The organism is Synechocystis sp. PCC 6803 substr. PCC-P, from assembly GCF_000284455.1.
Classification (GTDB): Bacteria; Cyanobacteriota; Cyanobacteriia; order Cyanobacteriales; family Microcystaceae; genus Synechocystis.
Window position 1 is genome coordinate 3,456,152 of the sequence record NC_017039.1, and the last position, 26,215, is coordinate 3,482,366.

General features: G+C 46.6%; 28 protein-coding genes. 16 read left to right on the plus strand and 12 right to left on the minus strand.

What is annotated here, in order from left to right:
* Positions 1–273 precede the first annotated feature (273 nt).
* The 4 genes from SYNPCCP_RS16005 (at position 274) to SYNPCCP_RS16020 (ending at position 2,915) form a co-directional block, all read left to right on the plus strand.
* The gene (locus tag SYNPCCP_RS16005) at positions 274–1,101 is read left to right on the plus strand and encodes a diguanylate cyclase (protein ID WP_010874257.1); all 828 of its coding nucleotides are present in this window, start codon (positions 274–276) and stop codon (positions 1,099–1,101) included.
* A 42-nt stretch (positions 1,102–1,143) separates the two neighbouring features.
* Positions 1,144–1,743 carry a hypothetical protein gene (locus SYNPCCP_RS16010; RefSeq protein WP_010874258.1) on the plus strand — a complete coding sequence of 200 codons (600 nt, stop codon included), beginning with the start codon at positions 1,144–1,146 and terminating at the stop codon, positions 1,741–1,743.
* A gap of 62 nt (positions 1,744–1,805) precedes the next feature.
* Complete coding sequence (locus tag SYNPCCP_RS16015) at positions 1,806–2,147, plus strand: hypothetical protein (protein ID WP_010874259.1); 342 nt, start codon at positions 1,806–1,808, stop codon at positions 2,145–2,147.
* Between the two features lie 189 nt (positions 2,148–2,336).
* Positions 2,337–2,915: a DUF3172 domain-containing protein gene (locus SYNPCCP_RS16020; protein ID WP_010874260.1), complete on the plus strand. Its 579-nt coding sequence runs from the start codon at positions 2,337–2,339 to the stop codon at positions 2,913–2,915.
* 70 nt (positions 2,916–2,985) lie between these two features.
* Here SYNPCCP_RS16020 and SYNPCCP_RS17835 read toward each other — a convergent pair whose 3' ends face one another.
* The gene (locus SYNPCCP_RS17835; protein ID WP_143705309.1) at positions 2,986–3,102 is read right to left on the minus strand and encodes a DUF190 domain-containing protein; all 117 of its coding nucleotides are present in this window, start codon (positions 3,100–3,102) and stop codon (positions 2,986–2,988) included.
* Positions 3,103–3,135: 33 nt separating this feature from the next.
* Here SYNPCCP_RS17835 and SYNPCCP_RS16025 point away from each other — a divergent pair, with 33 nt between their 5' ends.
* Positions 3,136–3,333, plus strand: coding sequence for a hypothetical protein (locus SYNPCCP_RS16025; RefSeq protein ID WP_143705310.1), 198 nt, complete (start codon positions 3,136–3,138; stop codon positions 3,331–3,333).
* Between the two features lie 42 nt (positions 3,334–3,375).
* Here SYNPCCP_RS16025 and ruvX read toward each other — a convergent pair whose 3' ends face one another.
* Positions 3,376–3,834: a Holliday junction resolvase RuvX gene (gene ruvX / locus SYNPCCP_RS16030; protein WP_010874261.1), complete on the minus strand. Its 459-nt coding sequence runs from the start codon at positions 3,832–3,834 to the stop codon at positions 3,376–3,378.
* 325 nt (positions 3,835–4,159) lie between these two features.
* Positions 4,160–5,782, minus strand: a complete 1,623-nt coding sequence (locus SYNPCCP_RS16035) for a Ppx/GppA phosphatase family protein (protein WP_010874262.1) — start codon at positions 5,780–5,782, stop codon at positions 4,160–4,162.
* 501 nt (positions 5,783–6,283) lie between these two features.
* On the opposite strand from SYNPCCP_RS16035, the gene SYNPCCP_RS16045 reads away from it, so the two are divergent.
* Positions 6,284–8,236, plus strand: coding sequence for a ShlB/FhaC/HecB family hemolysin secretion/activation protein (locus SYNPCCP_RS16045; RefSeq protein ID WP_020861901.1), 1,953 nt, complete (start codon positions 6,284–6,286; stop codon positions 8,234–8,236).
* Positions 8,237–8,373: 137 nt separating this feature from the next.
* Here SYNPCCP_RS16045 and SYNPCCP_RS16050 read toward each other — a convergent pair whose 3' ends face one another.
* Positions 8,374–9,189, minus strand: coding sequence for a glutathione S-transferase family protein (locus SYNPCCP_RS16050; RefSeq protein ID WP_010874264.1), 816 nt, complete (start codon positions 9,187–9,189; stop codon positions 8,374–8,376).
* Between the two features lie 176 nt (positions 9,190–9,365).
* On the opposite strand from SYNPCCP_RS16050, the gene SYNPCCP_RS16055 reads away from it, so the two are divergent.
* The 4 genes from SYNPCCP_RS16055 (at position 9,366) to SYNPCCP_RS16070 (ending at position 13,978) form a co-directional block, all read left to right on the plus strand.
* The gene (locus SYNPCCP_RS16055) at positions 9,366–11,378 is read left to right on the plus strand and encodes an NAD-binding protein (protein WP_010874265.1); all 2,013 of its coding nucleotides are present in this window, start codon (positions 9,366–9,368) and stop codon (positions 11,376–11,378) included.
* Between the two features lie 117 nt (positions 11,379–11,495).
* Positions 11,496–12,335, plus strand: coding sequence for a diaminopimelate epimerase (gene dapF, locus SYNPCCP_RS16060; protein ID WP_010874266.1), 840 nt, complete (start codon positions 11,496–11,498; stop codon positions 12,333–12,335).
* A gap of 210 nt (positions 12,336–12,545) precedes the next feature.
* Entirely contained in the window at positions 12,546–13,703 is a 1,158-nt protein-coding gene (locus tag SYNPCCP_RS16065) for a DegT/DnrJ/EryC1/StrS aminotransferase family protein (RefSeq protein WP_010874267.1), read from the plus strand.
* Positions 13,704–13,726: 23 nt separating this feature from the next.
* Positions 13,727–13,978 carry a hypothetical protein gene (locus SYNPCCP_RS16070; protein ID WP_010874268.1) on the plus strand — a complete coding sequence of 84 codons (252 nt, stop codon included), beginning with the start codon at positions 13,727–13,729 and terminating at the stop codon, positions 13,976–13,978.
* 27 nt (positions 13,979–14,005) lie between these two features.
* Here the strand turns inward: SYNPCCP_RS16070 and SYNPCCP_RS16075 are convergent, their stop codons facing one another.
* Entirely contained in the window at positions 14,006–14,692 is a 687-nt protein-coding gene (locus tag SYNPCCP_RS16075) for a response regulator transcription factor (RefSeq protein WP_010874269.1), read from the minus strand.
* A 607-nt stretch (positions 14,693–15,299) separates the two neighbouring features.
* On the opposite strand from SYNPCCP_RS16075, the gene SYNPCCP_RS17095 reads away from it, so the two are divergent.
* The gene (locus SYNPCCP_RS17095) at positions 15,300–15,491 is read left to right on the plus strand and encodes a DUF433 domain-containing protein (protein ID WP_230401116.1); all 192 of its coding nucleotides are present in this window, start codon (positions 15,300–15,302) and stop codon (positions 15,489–15,491) included.
* On the opposite strand, the gene SYNPCCP_RS17380 is transcribed toward SYNPCCP_RS17095, so the two are convergent.
* Positions 15,444–15,677, minus strand: a complete 234-nt coding sequence (locus tag SYNPCCP_RS17380; protein ID WP_020861899.1) for a hypothetical protein — start codon at positions 15,675–15,677, stop codon at positions 15,444–15,446. The genes SYNPCCP_RS17095 and SYNPCCP_RS17380 overlap by 48 nt on opposite strands.
* Complete coding sequence (locus SYNPCCP_RS16090) at positions 15,674–16,111, minus strand: PIN domain-containing protein (protein WP_010874270.1); 438 nt, start codon at positions 16,109–16,111, stop codon at positions 15,674–15,676. The genes SYNPCCP_RS17380 and SYNPCCP_RS16090 overlap by 4 nt, the downstream gene beginning before the upstream one ends.
* A gap of 440 nt (positions 16,112–16,551) precedes the next feature.
* On the opposite strand from SYNPCCP_RS16090, the gene SYNPCCP_RS16095 reads away from it, so the two are divergent.
* The 4 genes from SYNPCCP_RS16095 (at position 16,552) to SYNPCCP_RS16110 (ending at position 18,609) form a co-directional block, all read left to right on the plus strand.
* Positions 16,552–17,088 carry a hypothetical protein gene (locus SYNPCCP_RS16095; protein ID WP_010874271.1) on the plus strand — a complete coding sequence of 179 codons (537 nt, stop codon included), beginning with the start codon at positions 16,552–16,554 and terminating at the stop codon, positions 17,086–17,088.
* Positions 17,089–17,308: 220 nt separating this feature from the next.
* Complete coding sequence (locus SYNPCCP_RS16100) at positions 17,309–17,977, plus strand: fimbria/pilus periplasmic chaperone (RefSeq protein ID WP_223211310.1); 669 nt, start codon at positions 17,309–17,311, stop codon at positions 17,975–17,977.
* A 66-nt stretch (positions 17,978–18,043) separates the two neighbouring features.
* A complete protein-coding gene (locus SYNPCCP_RS16105; protein WP_010874273.1) occupies positions 18,044–18,247 on the plus strand; it encodes a hypothetical protein in 204 nt (67 codons plus the stop codon).
* A 128-nt stretch (positions 18,248–18,375) separates the two neighbouring features.
* Positions 18,376–18,609, plus strand: coding sequence for a hypothetical protein (locus SYNPCCP_RS16110; RefSeq protein WP_020861896.1), 234 nt, complete (start codon positions 18,376–18,378; stop codon positions 18,607–18,609).
* 15 nt (positions 18,610–18,624) lie between these two features.
* Here SYNPCCP_RS16110 and SYNPCCP_RS16115 read toward each other — a convergent pair whose 3' ends face one another.
* From SYNPCCP_RS16115 to SYNPCCP_RS16125, 3 genes are all read right to left on the minus strand, one after another.
* A complete protein-coding gene (locus SYNPCCP_RS16115; RefSeq protein ID WP_010874274.1) occupies positions 18,625–19,527 on the minus strand; it encodes a DUF2887 domain-containing protein in 903 nt (300 codons plus the stop codon).
* Between the two features lie 184 nt (positions 19,528–19,711).
* On the minus strand, positions 19,712–20,176 hold the full coding sequence (locus SYNPCCP_RS16120) for a GNAT family N-acetyltransferase (protein ID WP_010874275.1): 465 nt from the start codon (positions 20,174–20,176) through the stop codon (positions 19,712–19,714).
* A 145-nt stretch (positions 20,177–20,321) separates the two neighbouring features.
* Positions 20,322–22,634 carry a nitric-oxide reductase large subunit gene (locus SYNPCCP_RS16125; RefSeq protein ID WP_010874276.1) on the minus strand — a complete coding sequence of 771 codons (2,313 nt, stop codon included), beginning with the start codon at positions 22,632–22,634 and terminating at the stop codon, positions 20,322–20,324.
* A 426-nt stretch (positions 22,635–23,060) separates the two neighbouring features.
* Here SYNPCCP_RS16125 and SYNPCCP_RS16130 point away from each other — a divergent pair, with 426 nt between their 5' ends.
* Positions 23,061–23,777, plus strand: coding sequence for a Crp/Fnr family transcriptional regulator (locus SYNPCCP_RS16130; RefSeq protein ID WP_010874277.1), 717 nt, complete (start codon positions 23,061–23,063; stop codon positions 23,775–23,777).
* A 187-nt stretch (positions 23,778–23,964) separates the two neighbouring features.
* Here SYNPCCP_RS16130 and SYNPCCP_RS16135 read toward each other — a convergent pair whose 3' ends face one another.
* Both SYNPCCP_RS16135 and SYNPCCP_RS16140 read right to left on the minus strand, forming a co-directional pair.
* Positions 23,965–25,083 carry a hypothetical protein gene (locus SYNPCCP_RS16135; RefSeq protein ID WP_010874278.1) on the minus strand — a complete coding sequence of 373 codons (1,119 nt, stop codon included), beginning with the start codon at positions 25,081–25,083 and terminating at the stop codon, positions 23,965–23,967.
* 32 nt (positions 25,084–25,115) lie between these two features.
* The gene (locus SYNPCCP_RS16140) at positions 25,116–26,210 is read right to left on the minus strand and encodes a hypothetical protein (protein WP_020861893.1); all 1,095 of its coding nucleotides are present in this window, start codon (positions 26,208–26,210) and stop codon (positions 25,116–25,118) included.
* Positions 26,211–26,215: the final 5 nt, after the last annotated feature.

A 26,215-nucleotide genomic window follows, 5' to 3' on the forward strand; every position in this document is an offset into this window, starting at 1 on the left:
CAGTCGATTTAAGGGCAAACCCGAACTTTGCCAACACCTCCCAAATCAAGATAAAACTTGATCACTATTTTTAGTTTGTGAATCTATGGGAAAAACAATGCCAGCTCCGTTTCCCTGCCCCAACTAAGCAGAGGATAATTAAACACCAATCTAGGGAAAATAGTCCTGGGTAAGCAGTCATTCCTAACCAAGTGAGTTACATTGAATAACCTAGGTAAGTAAATAAACTCACTCAAAAATTTCCGGATCCTATCCCCGTCTTCGCTCCCCACTATGACTACGACAGAATTAACGGCGGCCACCCTAACTCAACTTCAGCAAGAAATTAATCGGTTACAACGGGAAAATGATGATCTCCACATTGCCTTGACCACGATCGCCGAACATGGGGACATGATCGAGTCATTGCTGAATGAAACCAATGTCAAGCTCAGAAGCGAAATCCTGGAACGACAGCGGGCAGAGGCGAAGTTACAAAATATTCTCAGTTTAATTTCCCGGGAAAAGGAAGACCTAGAAATTATTGTGGAAACCATCATGCAACATGGGGACGTGGTGGATGCCCAATGGCGACAAAAACTAGGGGAAACCGCAGAGTTACTTAACCTCGATAGCCTCACCCAGGTTTCCAACCGCCGCCATTTTGACCTCCATCTGGCCCAACAATGGGAACGGGCCATGGATAGCCAAGAGGCGATCGCCCTGATTTTATGTGATATCGACCATTTCAAACAATTCAACGACTTCTACGGCCACCTCAGTGGGGATGACTGTTTGCGGCGCATTGCCAAAACCCTCAGTGCCACCCTCCGCAACCCGTTTGATCTTTTTGCTCGCTACGGTGGTGAAGAATTTGGTGTAATTTTGCCCCAGGTGACCAGTGAAGCTGCCCAGCAGATTGCTAAACGGATGCAGGCCTCTCTGACAATGCTAGAAATTCCCCATCACCATTCCCCCACTAGCGAATTCGTCACCATGTCCTTTGGCATCGGTCGCCTGTATCCCCAGCCGGGACAACTCCCCCTAGACCTAATTGCCCAAGCGGACGAAAATCTTTACAAGGCGAAACGCCAGGGCCGGAACTGCATTTTCGGCCATTGATTTTTCGAATAAACCAAGTGAGCTAGTCCCATAGACATAACCATGAGCACTGACCAAACCAACGTCAGACAATGGGGAGAGTTCCTCGATCCCATTCCCCCCAGCGACGAATTTCTGACCCTAAACTTTTCCCTCGACCGGGTAAATCGTTTACAACGCTGGCGCAACTATGGCCTGTCAGCAGACTTTTTGGGGGACTACTTTGCCACCTTTTTTCCCGGCAACGGAGCAGACGACGGCCTTAGTCAGCGGGACACCATCAAAGGCTCCGTCAGTTATATTGCCAACGAATTGTTGGAAAACGCCGTTAAATACAGCACCACCGACCATGATTGTCCCATCACCATTACTCTCCATCTCTACGACCATAAATTAATTTTTGAGACCAGTAATATTTCTCCCCTGCCAACCACCATTGACTATGAGAATTTCATCAAAGTGCTATTAGAGGCAGATCCGCTGGAGCTATACATGGAACGACTAGAAAAATCCGCCCTGGAAGATTGCGAAGCGTCCCAGATCGGCTTGTTGACTATGATTAACGATTACCAAGCTCAGTTTGGTTGGCGATTTGTCCCGGTTTCCGGTTCCGAGGATTTGATCAAAGTTACGGTGATGACTCACTTGGGTGTCGAAATTTGAGCAGTGGTAGCTAAGAAAAAATTATTCTCCCCAAATCCCTAATTTTATTGCGACCTATTCCCATGGAAATAACCACTGAAGACTATCGGATTTACTTTGAAGAGGCCAACAAGACCCTTTACTTTCGGGGCTTTTTGCGGTTGGAAGGCATGAAGGAATATCAGCCCATTATGAACACCATGCTGGAGATTTTGTCTGATTGTAGTGAGCTGATCATTAACTTAGAGGGGTTAGAATTTCTCAATAGTTCCGGCATCAGCATGCTGTCTATGTTTGTGATGAAGGTGCGGGGTAAGGAAGACACCAGCCTAGTTTTTAAGGGTTCTAAAAACATTCTCTGGCAAATGAAATCCTTGAGAAACCTCCAACGACTGATGCCTGATTTAACCTTGGAATTCGTCTAAAATTCTCGATGGGAAACGTGGCTAGGTTAATATTCCCTCTCTTGATCTACTGGTGTTGGGAATGGCAAGCCATCGGACAATTTTCCCCCTCTTGGTTGTGGTTGACCCAAAGCTCACCCCAGGTTTTTACCGGCTGAAATAGTTCTGCCAAAGCTAGACTAGGAAACTCCACCTTCTCAATTTCTCCCTATGGCCCGCAGACCCCCACCCCGTTACACTCCTCCTCCCCGTCCCAGCTATGATCGGGATTATGGGCCCCCGCCGGGAAAAGCCCCTGGTAAGTTCAGCCTGGGGGCCATCAACTATGGCACGATCGCCTTATTAGCGGGAATTTTTGTTTTGGGCATTGGGGTAGGCATTGGTTTTAGTTCCACCGCTAGCTTTAGTCCGGAAAATGTGGCTTCCAGGGAAGTGATTGACCGCAGTGCCCCCAACGCTGAAGTGTGTGTACAGTTTGGCTCCAGCGCCATTGTCACCGATATGCGGGTGTTTGTGACCCTGAATCCCTTTAATGTATTTGTCACCCAACCAGTGATGCAACCGGGCTGTGTGTTGCGCCGCAATAACTGGAGCATTTTAGAGCGGGAAAAATTGGTGGACAGCCGTCAGGTCAATGATTGCAAAAATCGGATGAATACCTTTGGTTTCACCGGGCCTCTGGAAGGTAATCCTCGCATTGATTGTATTTACCAAAATGAAGCGGCTGGGAATTTATTCACCAATCAACCGGGGGCAGTGGGGCCCAGGCCAGCTACGGATAAGTTTTAGCTCCTGGATCCGTTTGAAGAGTTGTCCTAGGTTATGGGGCCAATCGGGACTTTGCCGACATTCTTGCATTTCAAGTGTGGACCACCACTTCAACTTGATCCCGCAGGACAATTCCCCCCTGGACTGCTTGCTGAACTATAGGTAAAAGCTGATCGATTTTCCCACGGCGATCGATAAAGGCGGGCACTATTGCCAGCCAAAATTTGTTTTGGTCGCTCCCTTGGGTTTTCCATTCCCGGTGGATCTGCCCACTGGATTACATGGAGGATTAGGACCCTGGCATCATTCCGCCGGCAATAATGCCTTGGGGCGAGATTGCACTGCTCTTAGAACTGCCTGTATCGTGGCTTTAGCAGAATTGACATTGGTTGTTTTTGCTGCAGAAAAAGTTAAGCTAAATTTGCCAGAAGATTATTAATAAGAGTTAGTAAATTTGCCAAACAATCTAATTAATCAAAATTTATCGATGGAGATTATCACCCCCTTCTTGTAAATGAGAACGCCGTAAATCTAGCCATTGTTGTAGAATAATTTCCGCCGCTTGTTGATCAATTAAACCCTTGTCATAACTAGAAAATCTTTTCCGCGCTTTTAACTGATTTTCCGCTTCTACTGAACTTAACCGTTCATCCATATACTCCAACGGCAAGTGTAACTGCTCCGCCACCCGTCGCGCAAATTTTTGCACCTGTTTAGCTTGAGAACCAATCTCTCCAGCCATGGTGTAGGGTAATCCCACCACCAACAGATTAACATTCCTTTCTTCCACCAATTGCTTAATCTGAGCAATGTCTTGATCGTAGGAACTGCGGACAATGGTGGTAATGCCAGTGGCAATCAAACCAGTGCCGTCACAGCCCGCCACCCCGATACGTTTTCGCCCCACATCTAAGCCCAGGGCCGCTACTTTTTTGCTCATAACTACATGATTAACTGTGAAAAATCTCCCCTTAACTTAGGTGAAATTTTAGCTTTAGAGAGGGTCTGAAAAGTGCAAAGCTAGGTATTCATCCTTCCAAATCCTCCCACTAAAGCTCCGGCTTAAAAAGGAGGTCTTTTGTAACAGTTCTCCCCTTCCCAAGGGGGGTAGGGGGGATTAAACAGCCACAACTCAAATTTTTAAACACTTTCCTAGAGAGGGTCTGAAAAGTCTAAATTCTCCCTGTACATCTCATCATACTGGGAAATTTTGAATTGAATTCCCTACATAATTGAGGGACCAGGGGAGGTATTTTAAATTTTTCTTAACCCTGACGAGATTTGAGCAAAATTGCTAGAGTTGCTACTACTTTAGTATTAAATTCTTCTTCAAAAACAACTTTTTTATAATCTAAATTCCATAGTTCCAAGGCACAGTCATCGTCGGGATCTTTGGGGGTAATGTGCAAATGTAACTGCCGTTTATCTTGATCATAACGACAATCAAAGCTTTCAATGGCTCCCACTTGGCGACGGTCCAAGGCCACCGCTAAGCGTAGCAAAGAACTTAATTGCCGCACCGCTAAACGGTGGGGTTCAGATAATTTAATGTAATCATCGTGGCGTTTTTTCGGCTTACTACGGCGATGGTAACGGGCAATATTGGCAATTAGTTCTAGCTCAATTTCTGTGTAACCTAGCAGTTCCGCATTACGAATTAAATAATAGGAATGTTTATGGTGGGCGGAGTGGCTGACATAAGTACCACAATTATGCAAAATTGCGGCGGCCCAGAGCCATTCCCGTTCCGTTTCCCCCCAGTCGTGTAAAACTCCCCGCAGTTGATCGAAAAAGCTGGTGGCAAATTGGGCGACCCTTTCCCCAAAACCGAGATCCACTTGGTATTTGCGGGCGATTTTTAGCACTCCCCGTTGACGAATTTCTCCCTGGAAACGCATCCGGTCTTGGATTAGCCCATGGGTGAGCATCCAATCGACGATCATGCCTTCCCGCAACGCCCGCTCACAGATGGTGATGCTATCCAATTCCAGCATGGTCATGGCTTCGAGTAGAATCACTGCCCCCGGCAAAATAATTTCCGCCCGGCGATCGGACAGGCCCGCCACTTCAAACCGTTCTTGGCAGTTGAGACCAGCCAATTTTTTGACCCATTCCTCCACATCTTTTTGGCTAATGCTGTAACCCTGAATGGGATTGGGAACCTCTTTTTGTTTTTGTAAAGCGGTCATGGTGGCTAGGGTTTCAATGGTGCCGGAAGTCCCCACCATTTGAGCTTTTTCCCCTCCCTTGAGCCGTTGTTTAATCTCATCCACTGGGCGCTCCAGCATGCCCCGCACATAGGCCCGCAACACGGCCAATTCGGTGGCATCAATGGGATCGCTGTGGACAAAGTCTTGGGTGAGCCGCACCGCCCCTACTTTGGTACTGCTTAAAAACCGCACGTCCCGGCGATCGGCCAAAATTAGCTCCGTAGAACCGCCACCAATGTCGATCATCACATGGGGTACTTCATGGAAATCCATGCAGGAAAATACCCCCAGGTAAATTCGTCGGGCTTCCTCTGGGCCAGAAATTAAATCCACCGTTAGCCCCACTTCCGTTTGCACCCGGGTAAGAAAATCTTGGCCATTTTTGGCTTCCCTAGTGGCACTGGTGGCCACAGCGATAATGTTTTCCACTTCCAAACCCTTGGCCAATTCCACACAACGTTTCAAAGCGGCGATCGCCCGATTCATGGCCGCTGGAGTGAGGTTATTAGATTGGGGGTCCCGATCGCCTAGGCGGACAGTATCTTTTTCCCGAGCCACAATAGTAAAGGTGGCCAGAACTGGATCAATGCGGACAATGACCATGTGAACGGAATTGGTTCCAATGTCGATGGCCGCCAACATACAGGGGTCAACAATCTGGGCAGAGGAAGGAGCCATGGGTTAACACTCTCAAGGGGACAGGAACGGGGGAGTTAGGGTCAAAACTCTACCAACCAGCCTAGGGCCAATTAACCGTCCCTAACTTAACTTTCCCATTGTCCATTGTTATCAACCCCTCGCAAAGCAACACTGAGGAGAAAATTTGCTCAAACATTTCAGTAGGGAGAAATATCATCAATATCCCATTGATTTGATGCGGATGAAAACACTGGAGTACTGAGTTCGCAAAAATTTCACCGTGCCACCTGGGGGCCATAATCCCTCGGGCCATGGGAGCAGCGGAACCTGTTAAGGTTTGAATGCTACAAAATACTTTTAGTAGCCATCTTCTAGGGCTGACAAAAGCTGACAATCCTGTTAAAGTCTCTGTAAAAAACTGTGCAGTCCCAATTTAAGCCTGATATCAAAGCCAGGGACGCAAATATCTCCTCCCCACTCTGACTAGCTACTTTGTAGCCTTCCACGCCGACCTGTTCACCACCGGAGATGCCCAGGGCCATGTTAAGTTGCCGTTATACCCTGCAATTGGCGTTGTGCTTTTGCTTACCATTGGGGCTAGTAAATCAGGCTTTGGCCACAGGTTTGGGTACCTTTACTTCTAAGGTGCCAGTAGTAATTGAGCAAGAAGAGAAAGATTTAACCCTAGACCCAGATACCGAAGAGATAAAGGCGATCGCCGCCAAAGAATTTTTCCTTAGCCAAGGACAAGTTCCCACCCCTCCCCTACAACCACTGCCATCGGAAGACGATATTCAGGTCCCCCCTACTAGTCCTCCATTGGAACTAGGGCCAGAGTCCTCCCCTCCCAGCGCCGAAGAAGCGGTGGACACCTGTGGTTATAGACCATCTGCTCCTACCAACATAACGCCCATACCTCTGTTACAAGGGTCGGTGGATGGCACTCCCCTCCGGGTGAACCTACTGGGCATGACGGTATTTTCCCCGAAGGAGTTGTTAGCTTTACCAGCCCTACAACCTTGGCAAACTGATCCCCCCAGCGGCACTGCTCCCCTCATCATTGATACGAATTTGACGGCGGCGGAATTTGAAGTTTTATACCAAGGCATAGTAGAGGGCATTACCCAGCTATACATCAATCAGGGTTACATTACTTCCCAGGCGATCGCCAAACCCATTGAACCTGTTAAAAATGGTGAGTTTTTGGAACAACCAATCCAGGTGGTGGAAGGGCAGGTGGAGTCGATCCAAGTACGGGGTCGGGGTCGTTTGCGCCCAGCTTACATTTGCGACCGGGTAGCTCGGGGAGTTCATAGTCCCATCAATGTGGGTCAGTTGGAGGAAAGTCTACGGCTGTTGCAAATTAATCCCATGCTGGAAAAGGTGCAAGCTAGCCTTTTGCCCACCGGAAAAGTTGGGCTGAGCAATTTATCTGTCACGGTGGAGGAAGCTTTCCCCTTCAGTGCCAATCTCAGTTTTGATAACTATTCCCCCATCAGTTTGGGAAGTGAGCGGATCGGCCTTAGCTTGGACTATAAAAATCTCACCGGCCTTGGCGATCGCCTGTCGGGGAGCTATTACGTTTCCACCACTGGGGGTTTGGACATCCTCGATTTTAACTATCAGGTTCCCCTTAATCCCACCGATGGCACTCTCAATCTACGTTTTGTGCCCACCTGGACTAGAATCACCCAGTCCCCCTTCGACGTTTTTGATATCACCGGCAGCAACCCCCTCTACGAAATCAGTTATCGCCAACCCCTCTGGACTTCTTTAACAGATGAATTTGCCCTTAGTTTTGGTTTCCGTTACCAAGACGGTCGCACCCTAGGGCTAAATCGTCCCGATTTGACCAATTTCAGCCGCACCAGCGTGTTTCAGTTTGGCCAGGACTACACCCTGCGCGACCCCAATGGGCTATGGTTTTTCCGCTCCCAAATGAACCTGGGCACAGGACTATTTGATGCCACCACCAATCCCGATCCTCTACCCAGCGGCAAATTTTTTAGTTGGTTGGGACAAGCCCAGCGGCTGCAAAGACTGGATGATAATAACCTGCTCATTGTGCAGGCAGATTTACAACTCACCCCCGATAGTTTGCTACCGGATTATCTGTTCATCATCGGCGGTGGGCAGTCCCTGCGGGGCTATCGACAAAATGCCCGCTCCGCTGACAATGGCGTTCGTCTCTCGGTGGAAAATCGCATCACCTTGGCCAGGGATGGAGATAATAAATCTGTGTTTGAACTCGCTCCCTTTGTGGATTTTGGCGCAGTGTGGAACAGTGCCGGCAACCCCACCCAATTGCCGCCCAATTCTGTGCTGGTGGGGCCTGGATTGGGCCTTATTTGGCGGGATATTTTGGGTATGACCGGTTTGAGCTTCCGGTTTGACTATGGCATTCCCGTGATCAAATTGGATAACCTGACCGGCAATTGGCAAAATGACGGCCTATACTTCCAGCTCAATTACCGCCCTCCCTTTGGCAAGTAACTGAGAGAGGGAGTTTGGGGAACGCCGTGGTTTTTCCCATTTTTCAGAGATGTCCATTTAGAGTTGTCCTCCCTTGCCGGTGCTTTAGCGGGTCAACTTAACCAGAGCGTTCCAACCAATCAGTTGTTGAAAACCACCTACTCAATGGTGATTGTGGTGGGGGAACTATTGTTACTGCTACCGCTGCCGTTGTTCTGATTATTGTCCTGTTGATGACTGCGGCGATATTCCCGATAAAGGCGATCGCGCCATTCAAAAAATGCACTGTAGGCACTGTTATCCGCCAAGCCAGGAATGCCCTTACCCTTCAACTCCTGGGCAATGTTTAAGTAATTTCCGCCGGGGATTTTGATCACCATACTCAATGCCGCCACCGTTAAATCTGCCAACGTTGGGCGATCGCCAATTAGGTAGGGCTGATGTTGCAGAATCAGAGTTAAAGCCTCCAAGTCCTGATGCAAGCCCCGCATGGCTTCCTTGACCGCATCACCACCAAAACCAACGCCACTGCCCAATAGGTCTAACATAGCCGGGGGTACTGCACTGACTAAATTTTTGAAAATGCCTGGGGTTTGTTTGGGCAAAATAGAAGCCCGCAGACCAGGATTTTGGTTCAACGCCCCCACCATGGCAACCCGACCCTTCAGACCAATGGATTCGTCGGCCCATTCTTCCATCAGCAAGCATTGTCCCCGTTGCACCGGATCGTGGGGTAAAAGGGAATTTTCGGGGTATTTACGGTCTAGGTAGAGGGCAATTTCCGTCGAATCTGCAATGACAATGTCCCCATCCTTGAGCACTGGAACCTTTGTTTGTCCAGAAAGACGGAGCAAATCGAGCTGACCAACCCCCGGCACCACTTCCACTGTCCGATAATCCAACCCTTTAAAGTCGAGAATCAGGCGGACTTTTTCCGAATATTGGGACAGTTCAAACTGATGAAGCTCAAGCATGGTAGGAATTTTAGCAGTGGGTGTACAATCGAAGGCAAACTTTGTTTAAAGTCCAACATAACATGACTCTCTCCCTCCCTGGAGCAACCTAGTCTCAGCCAGCCATTACACACAGAATAAATTTCAAACTTACTAATAGTTTTTGTCCTTAATTTTTGATCATCAGCAAGACTTTTATGGACTATTTTTTAGTTTGTGGGTTAGGGTATCTGGGACAACATTGCGTTGTTGCGCTGAAAAAATTTGGCGTTAAGGTAATTGCCATTGAAAAACAGCCACCGCCCCAGTGGGAAATTAAAAATTTAGACCATTACCTAGACCGATTAATTATTGGCGACTGTAGTCAAGCTAATATTTTACTCCAGTTGCCTATTAGTCAAATTCGAGCTGCTTTAATTGTTACCACAGTCGAAAAAATTAATCTTGAAACAGCCATAACCATTCGTACTTTAAATGCTAATACCCGTTTAGTTGTCAGAAGTGTACGGGATAATCTTAATTTTTTATTGAGTAACGAATTAGGGAATTTTATTGCCTATGAACCCAAACATTTGCCAGCCAATGCTTATGCCCTTTCTGCCCTGGGCAAAGAAACCATTAGTCTGCTCAATTTAGGAGGGATAAAAATCAGAATCAATCGCTTGCAAGTTCCCGGTTATCACCATTGGCTCAGCTACAGTTGTGTGGATGAAATTAATAATCGTCACCGCCGTATTCTCAGCCACGATCGGCAGGGCGACTCTCCGTCCCAATCCATTGAGTTTCACTGCTGGCATCCAGAAGCAAAAATTCAGCCCCAGGATACGATTATTTACGTGGAAACAGAGGATAATTATTCCCTTAACAAGGGCTATGGCATTAATCCAAATAGAAAAAAGATTAGTCTAAATTTTCTATATTATCGCAGTTTGATACAGACCAAAATTAGTGACTGGGTCAAAAATTTTTGGGGGCTAAGCCTTAAGCAGCAGGTGGCGAGGGTTGCTATTATCTATGGCTTGGTAGTGTTTCTGCTTTTAATTACGGGAACGGTATTATTCCGCTTCTTTTACCCCGGCACCACCTTGGTTTCTTCCTTTTACGTCACTGCTATTTTACTCTTAGGCGGTTACTCTGACCTGTTCGACTCCTTTGAACCCATATCAACTTTGCCGGAATGGTTACAGTTATTTAGCCTGGCTCTCACTGTTACCGGCACTGCCTTTGTCGGAGTTTTATACGCCCTATTAACCCAGGCTTTATTATCATCTAAATTTCAATTTTATAATAAACGTCCCCCTATTCCCGAAGCTGACCATGTGGTGGTTATTGGCTTAGGTAAGTTAGGTCAAGAAATTACCAAGAAATTGCGGGAATTAAAAATTAATGTGTTGGGATTAACTTTTAATCCTATTACTAGCCAGTCAGATTTTTTAGATCTTCCCTTAATTTATGGCCATAATTTAGTCGATAGTTTACAGTTAGCTAACTTAGAAACCGCCAGTAGTGTCATTGTGGTCACCGATGACGACATTGTTAATATTGAAACGGCGTTACTGACTCAAAAAATTAATCCCCATTGTCAATTAGTAATTCGCACCAATGGCGATACCTTAACCAAAAATCTAGGACGATTATTACCAGAAGCAATTATTATTGATCCCTATGTAGCAGCGGCGGAAGTGTTTACAGGGGCAGCCTTTGGCGAAAACATTCTCGGTTTATCCTGTTGGCAAGAACAGACGGTTTTAGTCACCCAATATTATATTGAAGAACAGGATACGCTCCAGGGTTTATCAATTGCAGAGGTGGCCTATGGTTATGGAGTAGTGCCAATAATTTATCAAGATAAATCCGAAGATGAAGCGATTTTTTTGCCCTCGGAAGACCGATCATTAATGCCTGGAAATTTGCTAATTGTTCTAGCAACAATGGCAGGTTTACAATCGATTGAAGCAGGTGATTTAAAGCCCAAGCAATGGAAACTTAAAATTATTAAAGCTAGTTCTAAAATGTCTGTTTTCGACGGCATTAGCGCCATCGCTCGCATTGCGGGTTGTTCCTTAAAAATCGCAACGGAAACAATGAATAACTTACCGGCAACTTTACCCGTTAAAATGTACCATCACCAGGCGACAAAACTTAAAAAAGTGCTCCAGCAAAATCAAATTGAAAGTGTAATTGAACAAAGTTTGGCACCAATTTCCTAATTAGTAGTAATTCTCTTTCTTTTCCTGACAAAATTGCCGTAAAATACTGATGGCAATAGTTTCTTTATTATTCCCAACGGCGATCGCCTGACTTTAGTTTCCCTCTAACCTGATCCCATGGCCCTTAGCTTTAGTAAATACCACGGTCTCGGCAACGACTTTATTTTGGTGGATAACCGCCAAAGTACGGAACCCTGCTTAACCCCAGACCAAGCCCAACAGTTGTGCGATCGCCATTTTGGCATTGGGGCGGACGGGGTGATTTTTGCTTTGCCGGGGCAGGGGGGAACGGACTACACCATGCGGATTTTTAATTCCGACGGTTCGGAGCCGGAAATGTGCGGCAATGGCATCCGTTGTTTGGCCAAGTTTTTGGCAGACCTAGAAGGGGTGGAGGAAAAGACCTATCGCATCCACACGTTGGCGGGGGTAATTACGCCCCAACTGTTGGCCGACGGCCAGGTCAAAGTAGATATGGGGGAACCCCAATTATTGGCGGAGCTTATTCCCACCACCCTAGCGCCAGCGGGGGAAAAAGTGGTGGATCTGCCCTTGGCCGTAGCGGGGCAAACCTGGGCGGTGACCTGTGTGAGCATGGGTAATCCCCACTGTTTGACCTTTGTGGATGATGTGGACAGCCTCAACCTGACTGAGATTGGTCCTTTGTTTGAGCATCACCCCCAATTTTCCCAACGTACTAATACGGAGTTTATCCAGGTTTTAGGAAGCGATCGCCTGAAAATGCGGGTCTGGGAACGGGGAGCGGGTATTACTCTAGCTTGTGGAACAGGGGCCTGTGCCACAGTGGTGGCGGCAGTATTGACCGGCCGGGGCGATCGCCGTTGCACGGTGGAATTACCCGGTGGCAACTTGGAAATTGAATGGTCTGCCCAGGACAATCGGCTTTATATGACGGGGCCAGCCCAGAGAGTCTTCAGCGGCCAGGCGGAGATTTGAACAAAAATACTCTTGTTTTACTTTCTTAAGGAATGTTGCCAATGGGAAAGAGATAAAGACATTGAGCAACGTAAACCCATTTCCAGCTACTGCATGGATGGTGGGCGGCTAATCTGTTCAACTAAGGGACGGCCATGCCCTAGAATTTGATGGACATCTTTTCAGCCCAACACCGCTATTTTTCCACCCCATAACTAGTTAATCAGCTCGATGAACATCCCCATCCTTGACCTTAAGCCCCAGTACCAAAGGATCAAAGCCGAAATTCAACAGGCGGTGAATGGTGTCTTGGAATCGGGACAATTCATTTTGGGCAAAACCGTTGCAGATTTTGAGCAAGCCGCCGCCGATTATCTGGGGGTGAAATATGCCATTGGGGTTAATTCCGGCACCGATGCCCTGATGATTGGCCTAAGGGCATTGGGCATTGGCCCGGGGGACGAAGTAATTACCACCCCCTTTTCCTTTTTTGCCACGGCGGAATCCATTAGTAATGTGGGGGCTAAACCGGTTTTTGTAGATGTGGCGATCACCGATTTTAACCTTGATCCCGACAAAATCAAGGCGGCCATCACCCCCCGCACCAAGGCGATTATGCCAGTGCATTTATTCGGTCAGCCGGCAGCCATGGCCCAAATTAAAGCCCTTGCCGATGCCCATGGTTTGAAAATTATTGAAGATTGTGCCCAGTCCTTTGGGGCTATCTATGCCGGTGATTGCTTGGGTTGTGACCAGGGCTGTGATGACCAAGTTAGACAAGCCCTAGTGGGTCAATACACTGGGGCCATGGGGGATGTGGGCGCATTTTCCTTTTTTCCCACTAAAAATCTGGGAGCCTATGGTGACGGTGGTTTGATCACCACTAACGATCCGGCGATCGCCGATTTGGCCCGCTGTCTGAGGGTGCATGGTTCTAAACAACGCTATCAAAACGAAATGCTGGGCTATAACTCCCGCTTAGATGCGTTGCAAGCGGCCATTTTGAACGTCAAACTATCCCATTTAAAGGAATGGAGCCTGGGCCGTCGTCGGGTGGCTCAGACCTATAATGATCTGTTCCAAGGGGTGGAAGGCATTATTACCCCCACCATCACTGCTGGCCATGTGTTTCACCAATACACCCTGCGGATTTTGAACGGTCAAAGGGACGCCCTCGCTAACGCAATGCAAGGCATGGGGATTAGTACCATGATCTATTACCCTGTGCCCCAGGATCAATTGCCGGTGTACCGGGGTCAGTATGCCCCCAACCCCATCAGCGATCGCCTGGCCACGGAGGTGTTGAGTTTACCCATCTGGCCGGAAATGGAAACCGAAACGGTGCAAACGGTGGCTGAAAAAATTAGCCAGGTTTTACCTAGTTTGTAAACTTCTCCCACCATCAATCATCTATGCCCATGGAAGCCGGACAACAATTCCTCACCCCCGCTGAGTCCCACGCTGTTGATGGGGCCCTGCTCAGTCAGTCGGAAAAGTTTCTCACCCGCCTCACCATTTCTTCCTTCCGGCTTTTGCAAACCATTGCGGCGGAGGAACAATTGGCGATCGCCGACCTCACCCCGGAAATTATCATTGCTTGGTTTGAAAAGGATGCCAAAAGGAAACGGGAGCAGGGGACAGAAAAACCTGTGCTGGATTGGTAGGGTTCAAATCTGTTTCGTCAAAATAAGTTAGGTTAGGTACCCTTCCCTTAACCCGGCGATCGCCGCTGAGGTTCTGTCCCTGGCGTTGAGTTTACGCATAATGGTCTGCACATATTCCCGCACCGTGGAGCTGGCGAGATGTAATTCCTGGCCAATTTCGCTATTGGTTTTGCCTTCCGCCACTAACCTTAAAATGGCCACTTCCCGCTGGGTCAATTCATCCTTCTGAGATTTGCGATAATCGGCGATCGCCTCAAGGCGACTGTCAATGTAAGTTCTGCCCTGGAGTAGACATTCCACCGCCAAATTAATTTCCCCATTACCCAAACTAGATTCTAAAAAGATGGCATCGGCTCCGTACTGCTGGGCTTCTTCCACAATGGCCGCATGGTCATTCAACAGCAATAGTAAACACTGCGGCGATCGGGCATGGGCTTTGAGTTGTTTCAGCAGGTCTAAACCGGAACCATCCTCTAACCGTTGGCAAATGACCACCACCAATGGCTCTGGCTGTTGTTCAAAGTAGGTTAGGGCTTCGCTTTGTAGGGTAAAAATTTTGACTTTCTTTTTGTTTGGTCGTTGAGAGGAAATGCGGGCGACGGATACGGCAAACAAACGGGGATACAGGCAGGCAATGACGTTAAAGTGATTCACCAAAAGCTGAAACAGGTCATACCTGGCATTAAAAACGAGGGAATCGGGGTCAAATTCCATGGATGGTTAGGTAACGGCGGGGTTTTGATGCCAAAAGTTCTTTCCCCGTGACAAAGTGGGACGCTAGGGAGACATTCCCTAATCCTGGCACAAGAATGTTGACTTGTTGTTGGGGACTTTCACTCAGTTTCCCCCCAAATTTGGGGGGTCAGGGGGGCTTTTAAAACAGGCTGTTAACTGATTGCCTAATTATGTCCCCTGGCAGGATTACGGTCTGACTAAGGTATAACTAGAGTGTAGAGTGCCCTGTCAGATTGGCTAAATGCAAATAAAAACAGCAATTTCCCTTCCAGATTCGGTTTTTCATGAGGCAGAGGCCCTCGCTCAGCAATTGGGTTTGTCCCGTAGTGAGCTTTATACAAATGCGCTGAAGGCCCACTTGGAGAAGTATAGAAGGGGAGAAATTTTGCAGAGGCTGAATCAAGTTTATGCCGAAGAAACTTCTGCTCTAGATCCAATTATGGCCGGGATGCAATTTTTGTCTCTGCCCTCCGAGGACTGGTAATGTATCGGGGCGAAATTTGGTGGGCGGATCTGCCTAATCCCGTCGGCTCAGAAACGGGTTATCCCCATGAAACTTGAACGGATCACCATCAACCCCAATCAAATGAATGGTCAACCCTGTATTCGGGGACAACGTTTGACAGTGAAAAGGGTAATCGATTTACTTGCTACCTATCCAGACCGCCATGAACTAACTCTACCAGGAATTTCCAGAGTTGGAAGAGGAGGATATTCAACAGGCTTTGGCCTATGTTTCAGCTTGTTGGGAAGATGCTCGTCGGGCCTCAAACTCTAAAATATCTGTGGCCAACGATTCTACCGTTTCACATTTGAACAGTTCGTCCCGCGTTTTTAAATAATCTCCCTGATCTGATTGCCATCGGGAAAGCAATAGAGCCAGTTTTGATGGGGGAAGTTTCTGTTCCAGAATTAGTAAGGCTTCTTCTACCACATCTTGTTCCTTGGGGATCTTGAGATTCATCGCTCTCCCTCTGTTAATAATAAAATGAAGCTTACTGGATTTAGGGCTTTGACTTTTCCATGATAACGACGGAGCAATCGATCATCACAGGCTAAAAAATAATCACATCCACCCTTTTCTGCGCTGGCCATGTGCAAGGCATCAATGGATTTCACTCCCATTTGCTCTAAGGATTGCCCCCTAGCCACAATCTCTTCATCCATGGGCACATAGGCTTTGGCTAGGGCTAAACACTGCTGTACCCAACGTTGTCTTGGCGGATAGGGATTTTTCTGAGCTTCAAACTCTAAGACTGCCGAGTTGAGAAATTCGACCTCTTCTGTTTCCACCAGTTGCAAAATCATCCTCAGAGCTTGGGTCTTTAAGGCAATCCTTGCCTGGGTTTGATCGTCAAAAACCCGATTCAACACGCTGGTGTCTAGATAAAGTTTCACGGTATGGACTTTTAAACGTTGGTCAATATTCTAAGCGTCAACATCCCGAAGAGGAATAAGGACAGTAACCAGAGCTTGATTAACACAACTTCACAATCACCCTCTCAAGAAACTATTCAGAATTGACGTAAACAGCTTTCTTTTTCAGGAAAACCCTATCTTGATCTAGATACACAACAGTTGTGATCTGGGTCACAACCATTGAGTGATTAGGGACAATACATTTCTCGATTTGTGTGGTTTTTGTTACAAAAAATCGTATTTCTACGGAGCAGTAAAAAATTCAAATTTAGTGAAAGTCCAGTATTAGTGCCAATACGCACAAATTGTCATTTCCCTACAATAAAGAAGTAAAGAAAAAAACAACATTCATTTCCCAAGACCGACGAGCGATACATCGAGTTACCACCCACGAGGCCACGGGAAGGAGGCGACAAATTATGTTCACTAAATTCAATCAAGTTCTTCTAGCTTCTGGTTTAGTTCTGACTTCCCTAGTCGGTTTTGGCTCTTCCGCTTTTGCTGAAGGTGCTAATGTATTTGCTAATAATCCTGAGATGGAGACTTTGACTTGGTCCCCCTCCAAAGAGACTGAAGGGAAGGCTATTGTTCTTACTAACAACGGGGAATTAACGTTGACTTCTATCGGAAATGTCAACGTCAAATCTAACAGTTATTTGGGTTTTACTGTGTCAGTGAGTTCGGCTAATGGAGTTACGGCAAGTGCGGCTGGGGGAGTGCTTAAACATCCGGATGCTGGCGATACCATTATCTACACTATCAACTATAACGGGTCAGATAAAACACTTGCTGCTGGTGTAGGAGATATGGAAACTCCATCGGCTGACATACCAGATTGTTCTGATGCTACTGGTTGTGACCGCGATGTTAAAATTGCAATCGCAGAAGAGCAAGTTGTTAGTAAGCCTGCTGGTACTTATTCAGATACCCTTACTTTCACATTGACAAATAAATAGTTAAATTAAGGGAATTGGCGTTCGCACGAAGTTTAGCTAAGCTGAAATGTTGTCGGACGCCTACTTTTATCGGAGGGTAGTTGTAGTGAGGATTTCTTATCAACGTTCTAGTCAGATGTCTGCCCTACCTGCTCTTGCGTGTAGCTTGCTAGGAAGTATTGTTTTCAATCTGACACTACCGACAAGGGTAGACGCTTCTCCCTCTTTCCAATTATCCCCTATGGAAATGAGATTAAGCCCCGTCGGGGGCGGAGCAAGCCGCTCATTCCTGCTCCAAAGCACTGGCACCCAGCCCGTAGCCGTTCAACTTAGTGTTGCTGGCCGGAAGATGTCTATAGATGGAGTGGAGGAACTACCTATAGAAGAGGAAAATTTTGTTCTTTATCCCCCCCAGGTGATTCTCAGGCCCAATCAAGTGCAGGCAGTAAGGGTTGTTTGGGTAGGCAATCCCACTCCGGCGCAGGAACTCCCTTATAGGATTATTGCCGAACAAGTGCCCATTGATGATCTTCAGCCAACAGTTGATATGCCGACCGACCGTAGAGTTGCTGACATCAAGGTTCTATTTAGGTATGTGGGCACGATCTATGTTACCCCTCCTAATGCCTCTCCCAAAGTGTTTCTAGAAGGTGCCGAGCCCTCAACTACAGAAGATGGTTCCCAGAAGTTAGTACTTAATTTCGAGAATCAAGGAACTGCCCATCAACTACTCAGGGGTTTGACAGTCAATCTGACTTCAGAGGGAAAAACTGTCACTTTAAGTGGGGATGAACAACTGAAAGGGGTCATTGGGGAGAACATACTAGCCGGCAATAAACGCCGTTTTGTTTTGCCCTGGCCCAAAGAATTGCCTGTTGGCCCTGTTACCGCCACCTTTACCACCAATTAATTGCTAGCCGATCGCCGGGAGAGAGTGCGTATGGAGCATCCCTAGCTTCGGCTCGGAGGTATCACCATGCGCCTATTTATTTTTTCCCTTAGTCTGGCAATTACCTTGAGTCCTAGCTTGGCCATGGCCGAAAAAGTCAATACCACTGTGGTTATCCCCAAGCCAGCCAAAAGTCTGGTGCTCAAACCCAACGCCACCGAAGGGTTTGCCCAAACTTTGCGGGAACCTAGGGCCCCAGCCGCTTCATCCGGGCCCAGAGCCAGCAAATAGATTTCGCCTCCAGCGATCACCTTCCGGGGGAAAGGCATCGATTCCGCCCCTCCTTCGGAAGCCTTTTTTGTAAAATAGGAATCAATGGATCATGTCCCGTCAAATTCTTCTTTTGCTTAGGTTGCCCCATGACCACTATCATCGACAATGACCTTGAAGCAATCCTGACAAAGATTGACAGCCGGTTGGAGCGCATAGAGTCTGACCTGACTACCATCAAAGTTTCCCAAGCCAGAGTAGAAGAAAAACTAAATTCCCTAGACGACAGAGTGGGAAAACTGGAAGACAGTCAAAACCGCCAAATTTGGACTTTTAATTATCGCTATTACCGGAGCTACGGCCGCCGGCGTCATCAAGTTTAGCTTTTTCCCCAATCCCTAATATAAATTAGCCAAAAACTGTTCCAAATCCGCCATGGTGGTGAAATCCAGCAATGCCTCCCCAAGCTCCTCCAACTGAGGCACAGCAAGCTCCCTAATTTGGCCAATCTGCTCATTAGATAATTCCCCCAGCCGCCTAGTTAACAGCCGCACGATCAAATTAGCCTCCCCCTCCTGACGACCTTCCTCAAGTCCCTCCTGAATACCTTCTTGACGACCTTCTTCAAGTCCTCTTTGGCGACCTTCCTCAAGTCCCTCCTGAATTATCTCTTGATAGAACAGAGACTTGGTAATGTCCATTTGTTTCAGATCCAGCATTTGCATAATGATCTCCTTGGTTAAGTCAGGGAACTTGTTGGCCAGTATAGTCTCAATCAAACTGAGCCGCCGTTGAAACTCATTGTCAGTCGGTGCTGATCTTAATAACCCCTTGCTCAGTTCCAGGGTTTTATTTTTGTCCGCAACCAAAAGTTGCAACAAAGCTAAATTAGGGCTTGATGCCTCCCCTGTCCTCAAATCACTTAGGTAAAGTCTAGTCACCCGCTGGGCCAACAAATCCCGATAGGGCAAATCATTCCCCAATCGTTGCTCCCGGCTCTGCAAAATCATTAGTCCCCGCCAGTCACGGCTAACCCTGTACTGGTAAAGGTAAACGAATAGCTGCGCAAAATAACGTCCATAAAATTGCTCATCCGCCTGCATTTGGGCTTCAGCAAAAATTATGGGCACTAGGGGATCCTCCGACACCGGCATAAACACCCCGTCCAGGCGAAACTCTTTTTCCTTCACCACCGGGGCACTGTAAACAAACTCCCACTCCGGCTCAATGCCTGGCACCAACTCCGCCATCATCCCCGGCTGGGATAAAAATAACTCGTAAAACCATTTGTCTGTTTTCATCCTTTGAATTTTAGCCTGGGAATAGGCAATTTCAGGAAAAGCCCTATGCAATACTAATTTACCGCAATACAAATATTTGTGTTAGGACAGTTCGCCTTTGTAGTTCCCATCATAAGCCTCCTCCTGGAAGGCTTTTTCCAGAACAGTAATAAGCAATTGTAACTAAAAGGCATTGTCCTATTGGTCACCCATTGGGCGGAACACGGAAAATCATACTGATGTGTTCTATACCGTGGTCATCATAGGGATCACCAACCTTTGTAAAACCAAATTCTGCATAAAACTCGGTAAGGTGAGCCTGGGCTGAAATCTGCAGATCTAAGTTTGGATACTCCCGCAAGCTTTTCTGGATGCAGGCTGCGACAATCTTCCTGCCAGCGCCCATTCCCCTTATTGCTTTACTTGTGAGCACCCGACCGAAAGATGGTTCCGGGTATCTGGTATTGGGAAAATTCAGTCGTGCGTAGGCCACTAATTGTTGATCATTGGTGCGACCAAACAGGTGCCATGATTGTTTATCCAACCCGTCAGCGTCTAGATATAAACATCCCTGCTCTACCACAAACACTTCCTGCCGTAGGGCAAGCATTTCGTGCATTGCTTCCCCAGAAATATCATTAAACCGTTGCCAAGACCAATTAATTTCCACGGCGATCGCCTTTTTTCCATATTGGCAATTATTAACCTAATTTTTTTCCCAAAAGCTGTCGCAATACTGGGAAATTTTGAGTTAATTGTCCCCCAACTTGGTGAGCCAGGGGACTTTTTAAACAATTTTTAGGATTGGAGAGCAATTAAGTCGCAGGCGTTTCCACCTGTACTTCATCCAACGGTTGGGGTTGGGTGGGTTGTTGAAAAATGCCCCAGATGGCCTGGCCAACGCCATAGAGTAACACTATTGCCCCCACAGCAAAGATCAAGTCGCCGGGAATCCGCAACCAAACAGTGCCCTGCATCCAACTGGAACCAATTACCTCCGCACTGCGGGCGTACCAAGTGCCATGGTTAATGGATTGCATCAGTTGATAGAAGCCATTGGGAATCAGCCCCGTGACTAGCATGGTTACTAAGCCGCCATTGATCCACCAGAAAGCAAAGTTAAATTTCTTTTCATTCCAGAATTGGTCGGGGGTAATTTCCCGCAGGGCAAACAGCATCAAGGCGATCGCCAGGGAACCGTAAACGCCGAAGAGGGCAGAATGGGCATGGATGGGGGTGGTGTTAATGCCCTGGGAATAGTAGAGGACAATGGGGGGATTGATCAGGAAACCAAAAACCCCTGCCCCCACTAGGTTCCAGACACAGGTGGCAATGAAAAATTTCAGCGGCATACGGTAAAAACCTTGGGCTTCCTGGGAGAGTTTGAGGGATTTGACCACTTCAAAACCAATTAGGGTCAAAGGAACCACTTCCAGAGCGGAAGCCACCGCTCCCATGGCGGCGATAAATACCGGAGTCCCAGCAAAATAGAGATGATGGAGAGTACCAATCACCCCGCTACCCAGGTACAAAATGGTGGTCAAATAGGTTGCGCGCAGGGCCGCAGAGCGTTTCAAGAAACCTAATTCACTACATAGATAGGCGATCGCCACCGTGGCAAACACTTCAAAAAAGCCTTCCACCCAGAGATGGACTACCCACCAACGCCAATATTCCGCCACACTGATGGGGGTGTGATTGGTGTACATTAACCCGGATGCATAGAACAGGGGAATGGTGATGGCACTGTAGAGGAAAAAGTGATTTAGGCCGGTTTTGTTCCCCTCCGCTTTCAGGGCTGGTCGCAGGGCTCGGAACATTAGCCAGAGCCAGAAAACCATGCCGCCGATGAGCAGTAATTGCCAGAGCCGACCCAATTCCACATATTCATAGCCTTGGTGACCGAACCAAAAACTCTGATCGTTGCCCAGGTAACCTTGGATGCCGAACCAGGCCCCGACGAGGGAACCAACGACGACGAGGGTTAAAGCTGCTAAAAGTATGCCATTGCCGATCGCCTGGCCCTTGGGTTCATGTTTGCCAAAGCGAGGGGCAAAATATAATCCCGCCGCTAACCAACAGGTGGCGATCCAAAATACTGCCAATTGTAAATGCCAGGTGCGGGAAGCCGCATAGGGTAAATATTGCTGGAGGGGAATGCCGTAAAATCCTTCCCCTTCCACAGCGTAATGGGCTGTCACCATCCCCATTAATAGCTGGACTCCAAATAAAGCCATGGCCACCCCAAAAAACAGAGTGGTTATCCTTTGGCTCGGAGTGGCTAGACGGAGGGCTGGTCGTTCTGCCACTGCCTGCACTTCTTCCGCATCTTCTTGGGTTAAATACACAAATAGGAACAAGGCGATCGCCGCAATCAGGACAATCACCGACACAATGGACCAGACAATAAATTGACCAGGGGCTTGGTTGCCAATCAGATCATCGTGGGGCCAGTTGGCTGTATAGGACAGGGGAGAATTGGGGCGATTAGCCGCCGCAGTCCAAGCAGTCCAGGCAAAAAAGGCCGTCACGTCATGGCGATCGCCAGCTTCTGGGAACCAATCCCTCGGAATGGAGTGAATAGCTGAGCCGTTCAGCAAAAGAGCTTGATAATCATCAAAAACCTGAGCTAAACCCTGGGTTTGGGCATTGGTTAGGCTTAAAATCCCCGTTTCTGGATCGTAACGGTTAGGTTTAAACTCCTGTTTCACTTCTGCCTGGAGTTGGGCCTGTGCCACTGGTGGCAATGCTTCCAAATCCGTTTGGCTAAAATTTGCATCGCCATCGTAGAGCACACCGGCCGTAGCCAGCCCCCAACGGTGCAACACATCCGCCGTCCAATCGGGAGCAAGGTAACTGCCATGGCCCCACACACTACCAATATGTTGTCCCCCCCGGGCCAGGTAAGTTGCTTGGCCCCGTTGCACTTCTGCTTGGGTCATAACGATCTCCTGTTGGGGAGAAACCATCGTGACGGGAATGGGGGGAGCATTTTTATAGATAGCAGCCCCTGCCCCCAGGAGCACAGAAAAAGTAACTACGCAAACCAGTACCAACCAGGCAGGCAGTCCGAAGGATTTAGTCCGGGGTGGTGTGGCGATCGGGAGATCAAAGGTTGAATTTGCCATACACAAAGAATGAAAAAATGGCGATTAATTAACAATTCTTTAGAAATAAATTTCCACTGATTCGGTAGATTCATTCCTGTTTTAATTGCTTTTACTTTAGATGAGTTATCCTTATTTTTTCCTTGACTTAAGTCAAAAATAACCTTGAGAAAATCTAAAGTTTTTAGGAGTCAGAAGCTGATATTTATGGATTCTAACCCTAGACCTAGGGGCATAGGCACAAACCGGAAGAGCCATCAATGCTGGCAACGGCAACGGTTTCCCAAAACTCATTTGACTAAAATTAGCCATGGCCAAGAAAATTTACGCCATCTGTTACCCTAGTCAATAGTACTGACAAATTTAGTGAATATTATGGTCACGACAAAAACCCGAGAAGTTATTAAAAATCATTAAAAATTATTAAGCTCTTAATTCCTAAATCCCATGACTGTTGCTCCGGATCTGGCCCTTTGGCTTAGTAAAACCCTGATGTTTCAGAATATTGATTCCCATCACCTGGAAATGATCACGGCGATCGCCCAGGTCAAAAGCTATGGCAAGGGGGATGTGGTTTTCAAAGAGGGGGATAAACCGAAGGGATTTTTCATTGTCCGATCCGGGCGGGTCAAGATTTATAAAATTGCGCCAGGGGGAAAGGAGCAAATTTTGCGAATTTTTCATCGAGGAGAACATTTTGCTGAAATAGCAGTGTTTGATAATCTTCCTTTTCCAGCTTCAGCGGCCACTTTGGACCAGGCAGAAATGATTTTTTTCCCACGTTCTCCTTTTTTAGAAATGTTAGCCCAGCATCCCACCCTGGCTTTGAATATGTTGTCCAGCCTATCTCGCCATCTGCGCCATTTAACCGCTGTAATCGAAGAATTATCCTTCAAAGATGTGCCCCAACGGTTAGCTAGCTATCTGCTCCGGCTAGGGGGAGTGGACACTGGAACGGTGGAGGTATTATCTCTATGGGTGACTTTGGATTTACCCAAAAGCCAACTGGCCGCCCAATTAGGAACTATTCCCGCCACCCTTTCTAGAGCTTTCTACCAATTAAAAAATGAAGATTTAATTGCCGTCAAGGGAGCCGAGATCCAATTATTAGACTGCGATCGTCTGCGGGCTTTGGCCAAACGAGGAGATGGAATGAAAAATTGAAGCGTTTACTCCTCCGTTATCAGTGTCTTAATTTATTGGGAGCAATGGTAGGGATGGCGATTCTCAATAAGTGGTCTGCTATGTCTATCGTCAATGATTATTTGTAATTGCAAACAAATTTGATTATCTTCAATGATGCTAATTTTAAACTTAAAGCTTTGTAGTTATTCGGAAGTTAAATAGGGTTTTAATCTAAAGAAATCCAATGACCATTTAGCCTTTGCACAATTGCTGTTGCCTCTTCATAACTTTTAGCGATCGCCCAAGTATGGTGGGTTTTGCCATTACTTTCCCGCAGATAAATTTGATTGGGTAACAGGGGATGGTCAGCGGTGGTACGGAGATAATCTTTGTTCAATTTGCTATGGAATTGGGAATAGATGGACGTATCCCAGGGTATTCCCCGGTCCCAACCCGGCACCACCAAAGGATTAGCTCCCAATAAAATTTGGCACGGCACTAACATGGGGCCTTTATAAATAGCATAGGCGATCGGCATACAGGTATTAATTGCTAAGGTGACTAATTCACCATATTTATGCATTAATGATTGTTGCCAATATTGGGTAATTAAGGTGAAATCTAACCCCGCACTTCCCCTAGTATCTAAGAGTTTATTGAACTTTTCATATTCCGTTCGCACAGTGGTGATTTCCCGTTGCCAAGCATATTCCAATGGACTTTGACCAAAAACTATCTTGCCTGCTTTGAGTAATTTCCATTTTTCACCAATTTTTAAAACGTCCAATTTTGCCGGTGCTTGTAGAGTAAATTGATAATTCTTCCCTGGGTTTTCATTAGTTGCTTTAAATAGTTTGGCGAAGCTAGCCAGGGAACTAAAATGGCTAAAGGATTCGGGACGAGGAAATAGATAAAATCCTTGGTTTTTGAGTTGCATTACCCAAAAGTTACCAACATTATTTTTTTCTAGAACATCTTCTTGGTCAATTAACAGAGAAACCCGCTGACAATAAACTTCTAATATTTGGGGAGTTTCGTGATAAATGTCAATAATTTTACTGATGGGTAAATCTAATAGAGGAGGGGGTTGTTCAACTATTAAATGGGGATAGGCATCGGCGGGAAAGGCAGTGGGTCGGCTAACTACAGTCTCAATTTGACTGATTTTTTGTTTAAGGACTTCTATTTCTTTGATTAAGTCAGCATTACTCTGGGTCTGAACTTCATTATTTTTTTGTGCTTGAAAAAATCGTAGGGCCGCAAACTCCTGTTGTAACTTAAGTTGATTTTTTTCCAACTGAATCAGCTTAGCTTGATTTAATTTATCCGGTTGATTGCCAGCCATGTTGTTTAATTTATCTCTTACTGTTAATGATTTTAATTAAACACGCCTTTTTCGACTATTTGCCAACGGCGATCGCCGACTAGGAGAAGTTTAGCGGGCTTGACTAGGTTAGGGTTTTGTAAATTGCCATAGCTGTCAAAAAAGGAACTGTTAGTCAGTAGTCTTTGCCAGCGGCTGAGCATTAGATTCGGAATTAACCAAATTTCTTCCCCAATGGTAAAGGCCAAATAGGAAGCTTGGCTCCTTTCTCCTTCTTCAAATTCCTGGCGATCGCCAAGACTAAGATTGCCTGCCTTGCCATGGATAACACTTTCTGTGGGCTTAAGGTATTGGAACTGGGATTGATCATCAAAAAAATTCTTATTGCCCTGGTTAAAATTAGTGATGCAATATTCTAAGCTGAGGCCAAAAGATTGGGTTGATTTTTCGGTATTTTCTACTTCTACTAAGGCATCTATAGCTTGTTCTTCATTGCTTATTGCATGGCCTTTGGCATCGATACAATTATTTTCTAAAAAATAATTATAAACATCTGCCTCGATAATCGAATCTGGTGTATTCGGTTGATTTTCACCTGGTAAAACAATATCAGTTTGGGTAACATTAATAACTTTGCGTTTTGCACCCCTAGTAAGCCTAGAAGCGGTAATTTTTTTTAAAGTTTTGCTTCCCATTTGTTGGAGAGATTTATTTTTACTAGGCTTAGTTGAAAAAGCATTCAACAAGTCAACTGCCAACTTGCCGACGACGATACTCAAACCTATGGTGCCAGCAATAAACAAATAAATCAGAATTATCAAGTCTTGGCTTTTCTGAACACCAATTTCAGTGGTGGTTTCTGCCCTACCCGAATTTACTGTGGGGGTTGGCGTCGGCGCAATGGTTGGACTGGTCGACTCGTCTGGATAGTAAGGGGTATTATTAACTTGACTTTCCTTTGTTCGTAAACCAATCCAGCCCCTTTCATCTACAGAAAAAGTGACAATTTTATACCAGCAAAAACCGTCATAAAATTTGGCATAGATGTCAGACAAAGCAAATCTTCTGCCAGCGGGAATTTCGGCAATAATTTCACCATTAATATTGGGAATATCGTAAACGTCCAAATTAAAATCAGAAAATGACATCTGAT

Coding starts and splice junctions, on each gene's coding strand:
- SYNPCCP_RS16005 (WP_010874257.1), top strand. CDS start 274: ATGACTACGACAGAATTAACGGCGGCCACCCTAACTCAACTTCAGCAA.
- SYNPCCP_RS16010 (WP_010874258.1), top strand. CDS start 1,144: ATGAGCACTGACCAAACCAACGTCAGACAATGGGGAGAGTTCCTCGAT.
- SYNPCCP_RS16015 (WP_010874259.1), top strand. CDS start 1,806: ATGGAAATAACCACTGAAGACTATCGGATTTACTTTGAAGAGGCCAAC.
- SYNPCCP_RS16020 (WP_010874260.1), top strand. CDS start 2,337: ATGGCCCGCAGACCCCCACCCCGTTACACTCCTCCTCCCCGTCCCAGC.
- ruvX (WP_010874261.1), bottom strand. CDS start 3,834: ATGAGCAAAAAAGTAGCGGCCCTGGGCTTAGATGTGGGGCGAAAACGT.
- SYNPCCP_RS16035 (WP_010874262.1), bottom strand. CDS start 5,782: ATGGCTCCTTCCTCTGCCCAGATTGTTGACCCCTGTATGTTGGCGGCC.
- SYNPCCP_RS16045 (WP_020861901.1), top strand. CDS start 6,284: ATGTTAAGTTGCCGTTATACCCTGCAATTGGCGTTGTGCTTTTGCTTA.
- SYNPCCP_RS16050 (WP_010874264.1), bottom strand. CDS start 9,189: ATGCTTGAGCTTCATCAGTTTGAACTGTCCCAATATTCGGAAAAAGTC.
- SYNPCCP_RS16055 (WP_010874265.1), top strand. CDS start 9,366: ATGGACTATTTTTTAGTTTGTGGGTTAGGGTATCTGGGACAACATTGC.
- dapF (WP_010874266.1), top strand. CDS start 11,496: ATGGCCCTTAGCTTTAGTAAATACCACGGTCTCGGCAACGACTTTATT.
- SYNPCCP_RS16065 (WP_010874267.1), top strand. CDS start 12,546: ATGAACATCCCCATCCTTGACCTTAAGCCCCAGTACCAAAGGATCAAA.
- SYNPCCP_RS16070 (WP_010874268.1), top strand. CDS start 13,727: ATGCCCATGGAAGCCGGACAACAATTCCTCACCCCCGCTGAGTCCCAC.
- SYNPCCP_RS16075 (WP_010874269.1), bottom strand. CDS start 14,692: ATGGAATTTGACCCCGATTCCCTCGTTTTTAATGCCAGGTATGACCTG.
- SYNPCCP_RS17095 (WP_230401116.1), top strand. CDS start 15,300: ATGAATGGTCAACCCTGTATTCGGGGACAACGTTTGACAGTGAAAAGG.
- SYNPCCP_RS17380 (WP_020861899.1), bottom strand. CDS start 15,677: ATGAATCTCAAGATCCCCAAGGAACAAGATGTGGTAGAAGAAGCCTTA.
- SYNPCCP_RS16095 (WP_010874271.1), top strand. CDS start 16,552: ATGTTCACTAAATTCAATCAAGTTCTTCTAGCTTCTGGTTTAGTTCTG.
- SYNPCCP_RS16100 (WP_223211310.1), top strand. CDS start 17,309: ATGGAAATGAGATTAAGCCCCGTCGGGGGCGGAGCAAGCCGCTCATTC.
- SYNPCCP_RS16105 (WP_010874273.1), top strand. CDS start 18,044: ATGCGCCTATTTATTTTTTCCCTTAGTCTGGCAATTACCTTGAGTCCT.
- SYNPCCP_RS16110 (WP_020861896.1), top strand. CDS start 18,376: ATGACCACTATCATCGACAATGACCTTGAAGCAATCCTGACAAAGATT.
- SYNPCCP_RS16115 (WP_010874274.1), bottom strand. CDS start 19,527: ATGAAAACAGACAAATGGTTTTACGAGTTATTTTTATCCCAGCCGGGG.
- SYNPCCP_RS16125 (WP_010874276.1), bottom strand. CDS start 22,634: ATGGCAAATTCAACCTTTGATCTCCCGATCGCCACACCACCCCGGACT.
- SYNPCCP_RS16130 (WP_010874277.1), top strand. CDS start 23,061: ATGACTGTTGCTCCGGATCTGGCCCTTTGGCTTAGTAAAACCCTGATG.
- SYNPCCP_RS16135 (WP_010874278.1), bottom strand. CDS start 25,083: ATGGCTGGCAATCAACCGGATAAATTAAATCAAGCTAAGCTGATTCAG.
- SYNPCCP_RS16140 (WP_020861893.1), bottom strand. CDS start 26,210: ATGTCATTTTCTGATTTTAATTTGGACGTTTACGATATTCCCAATATT.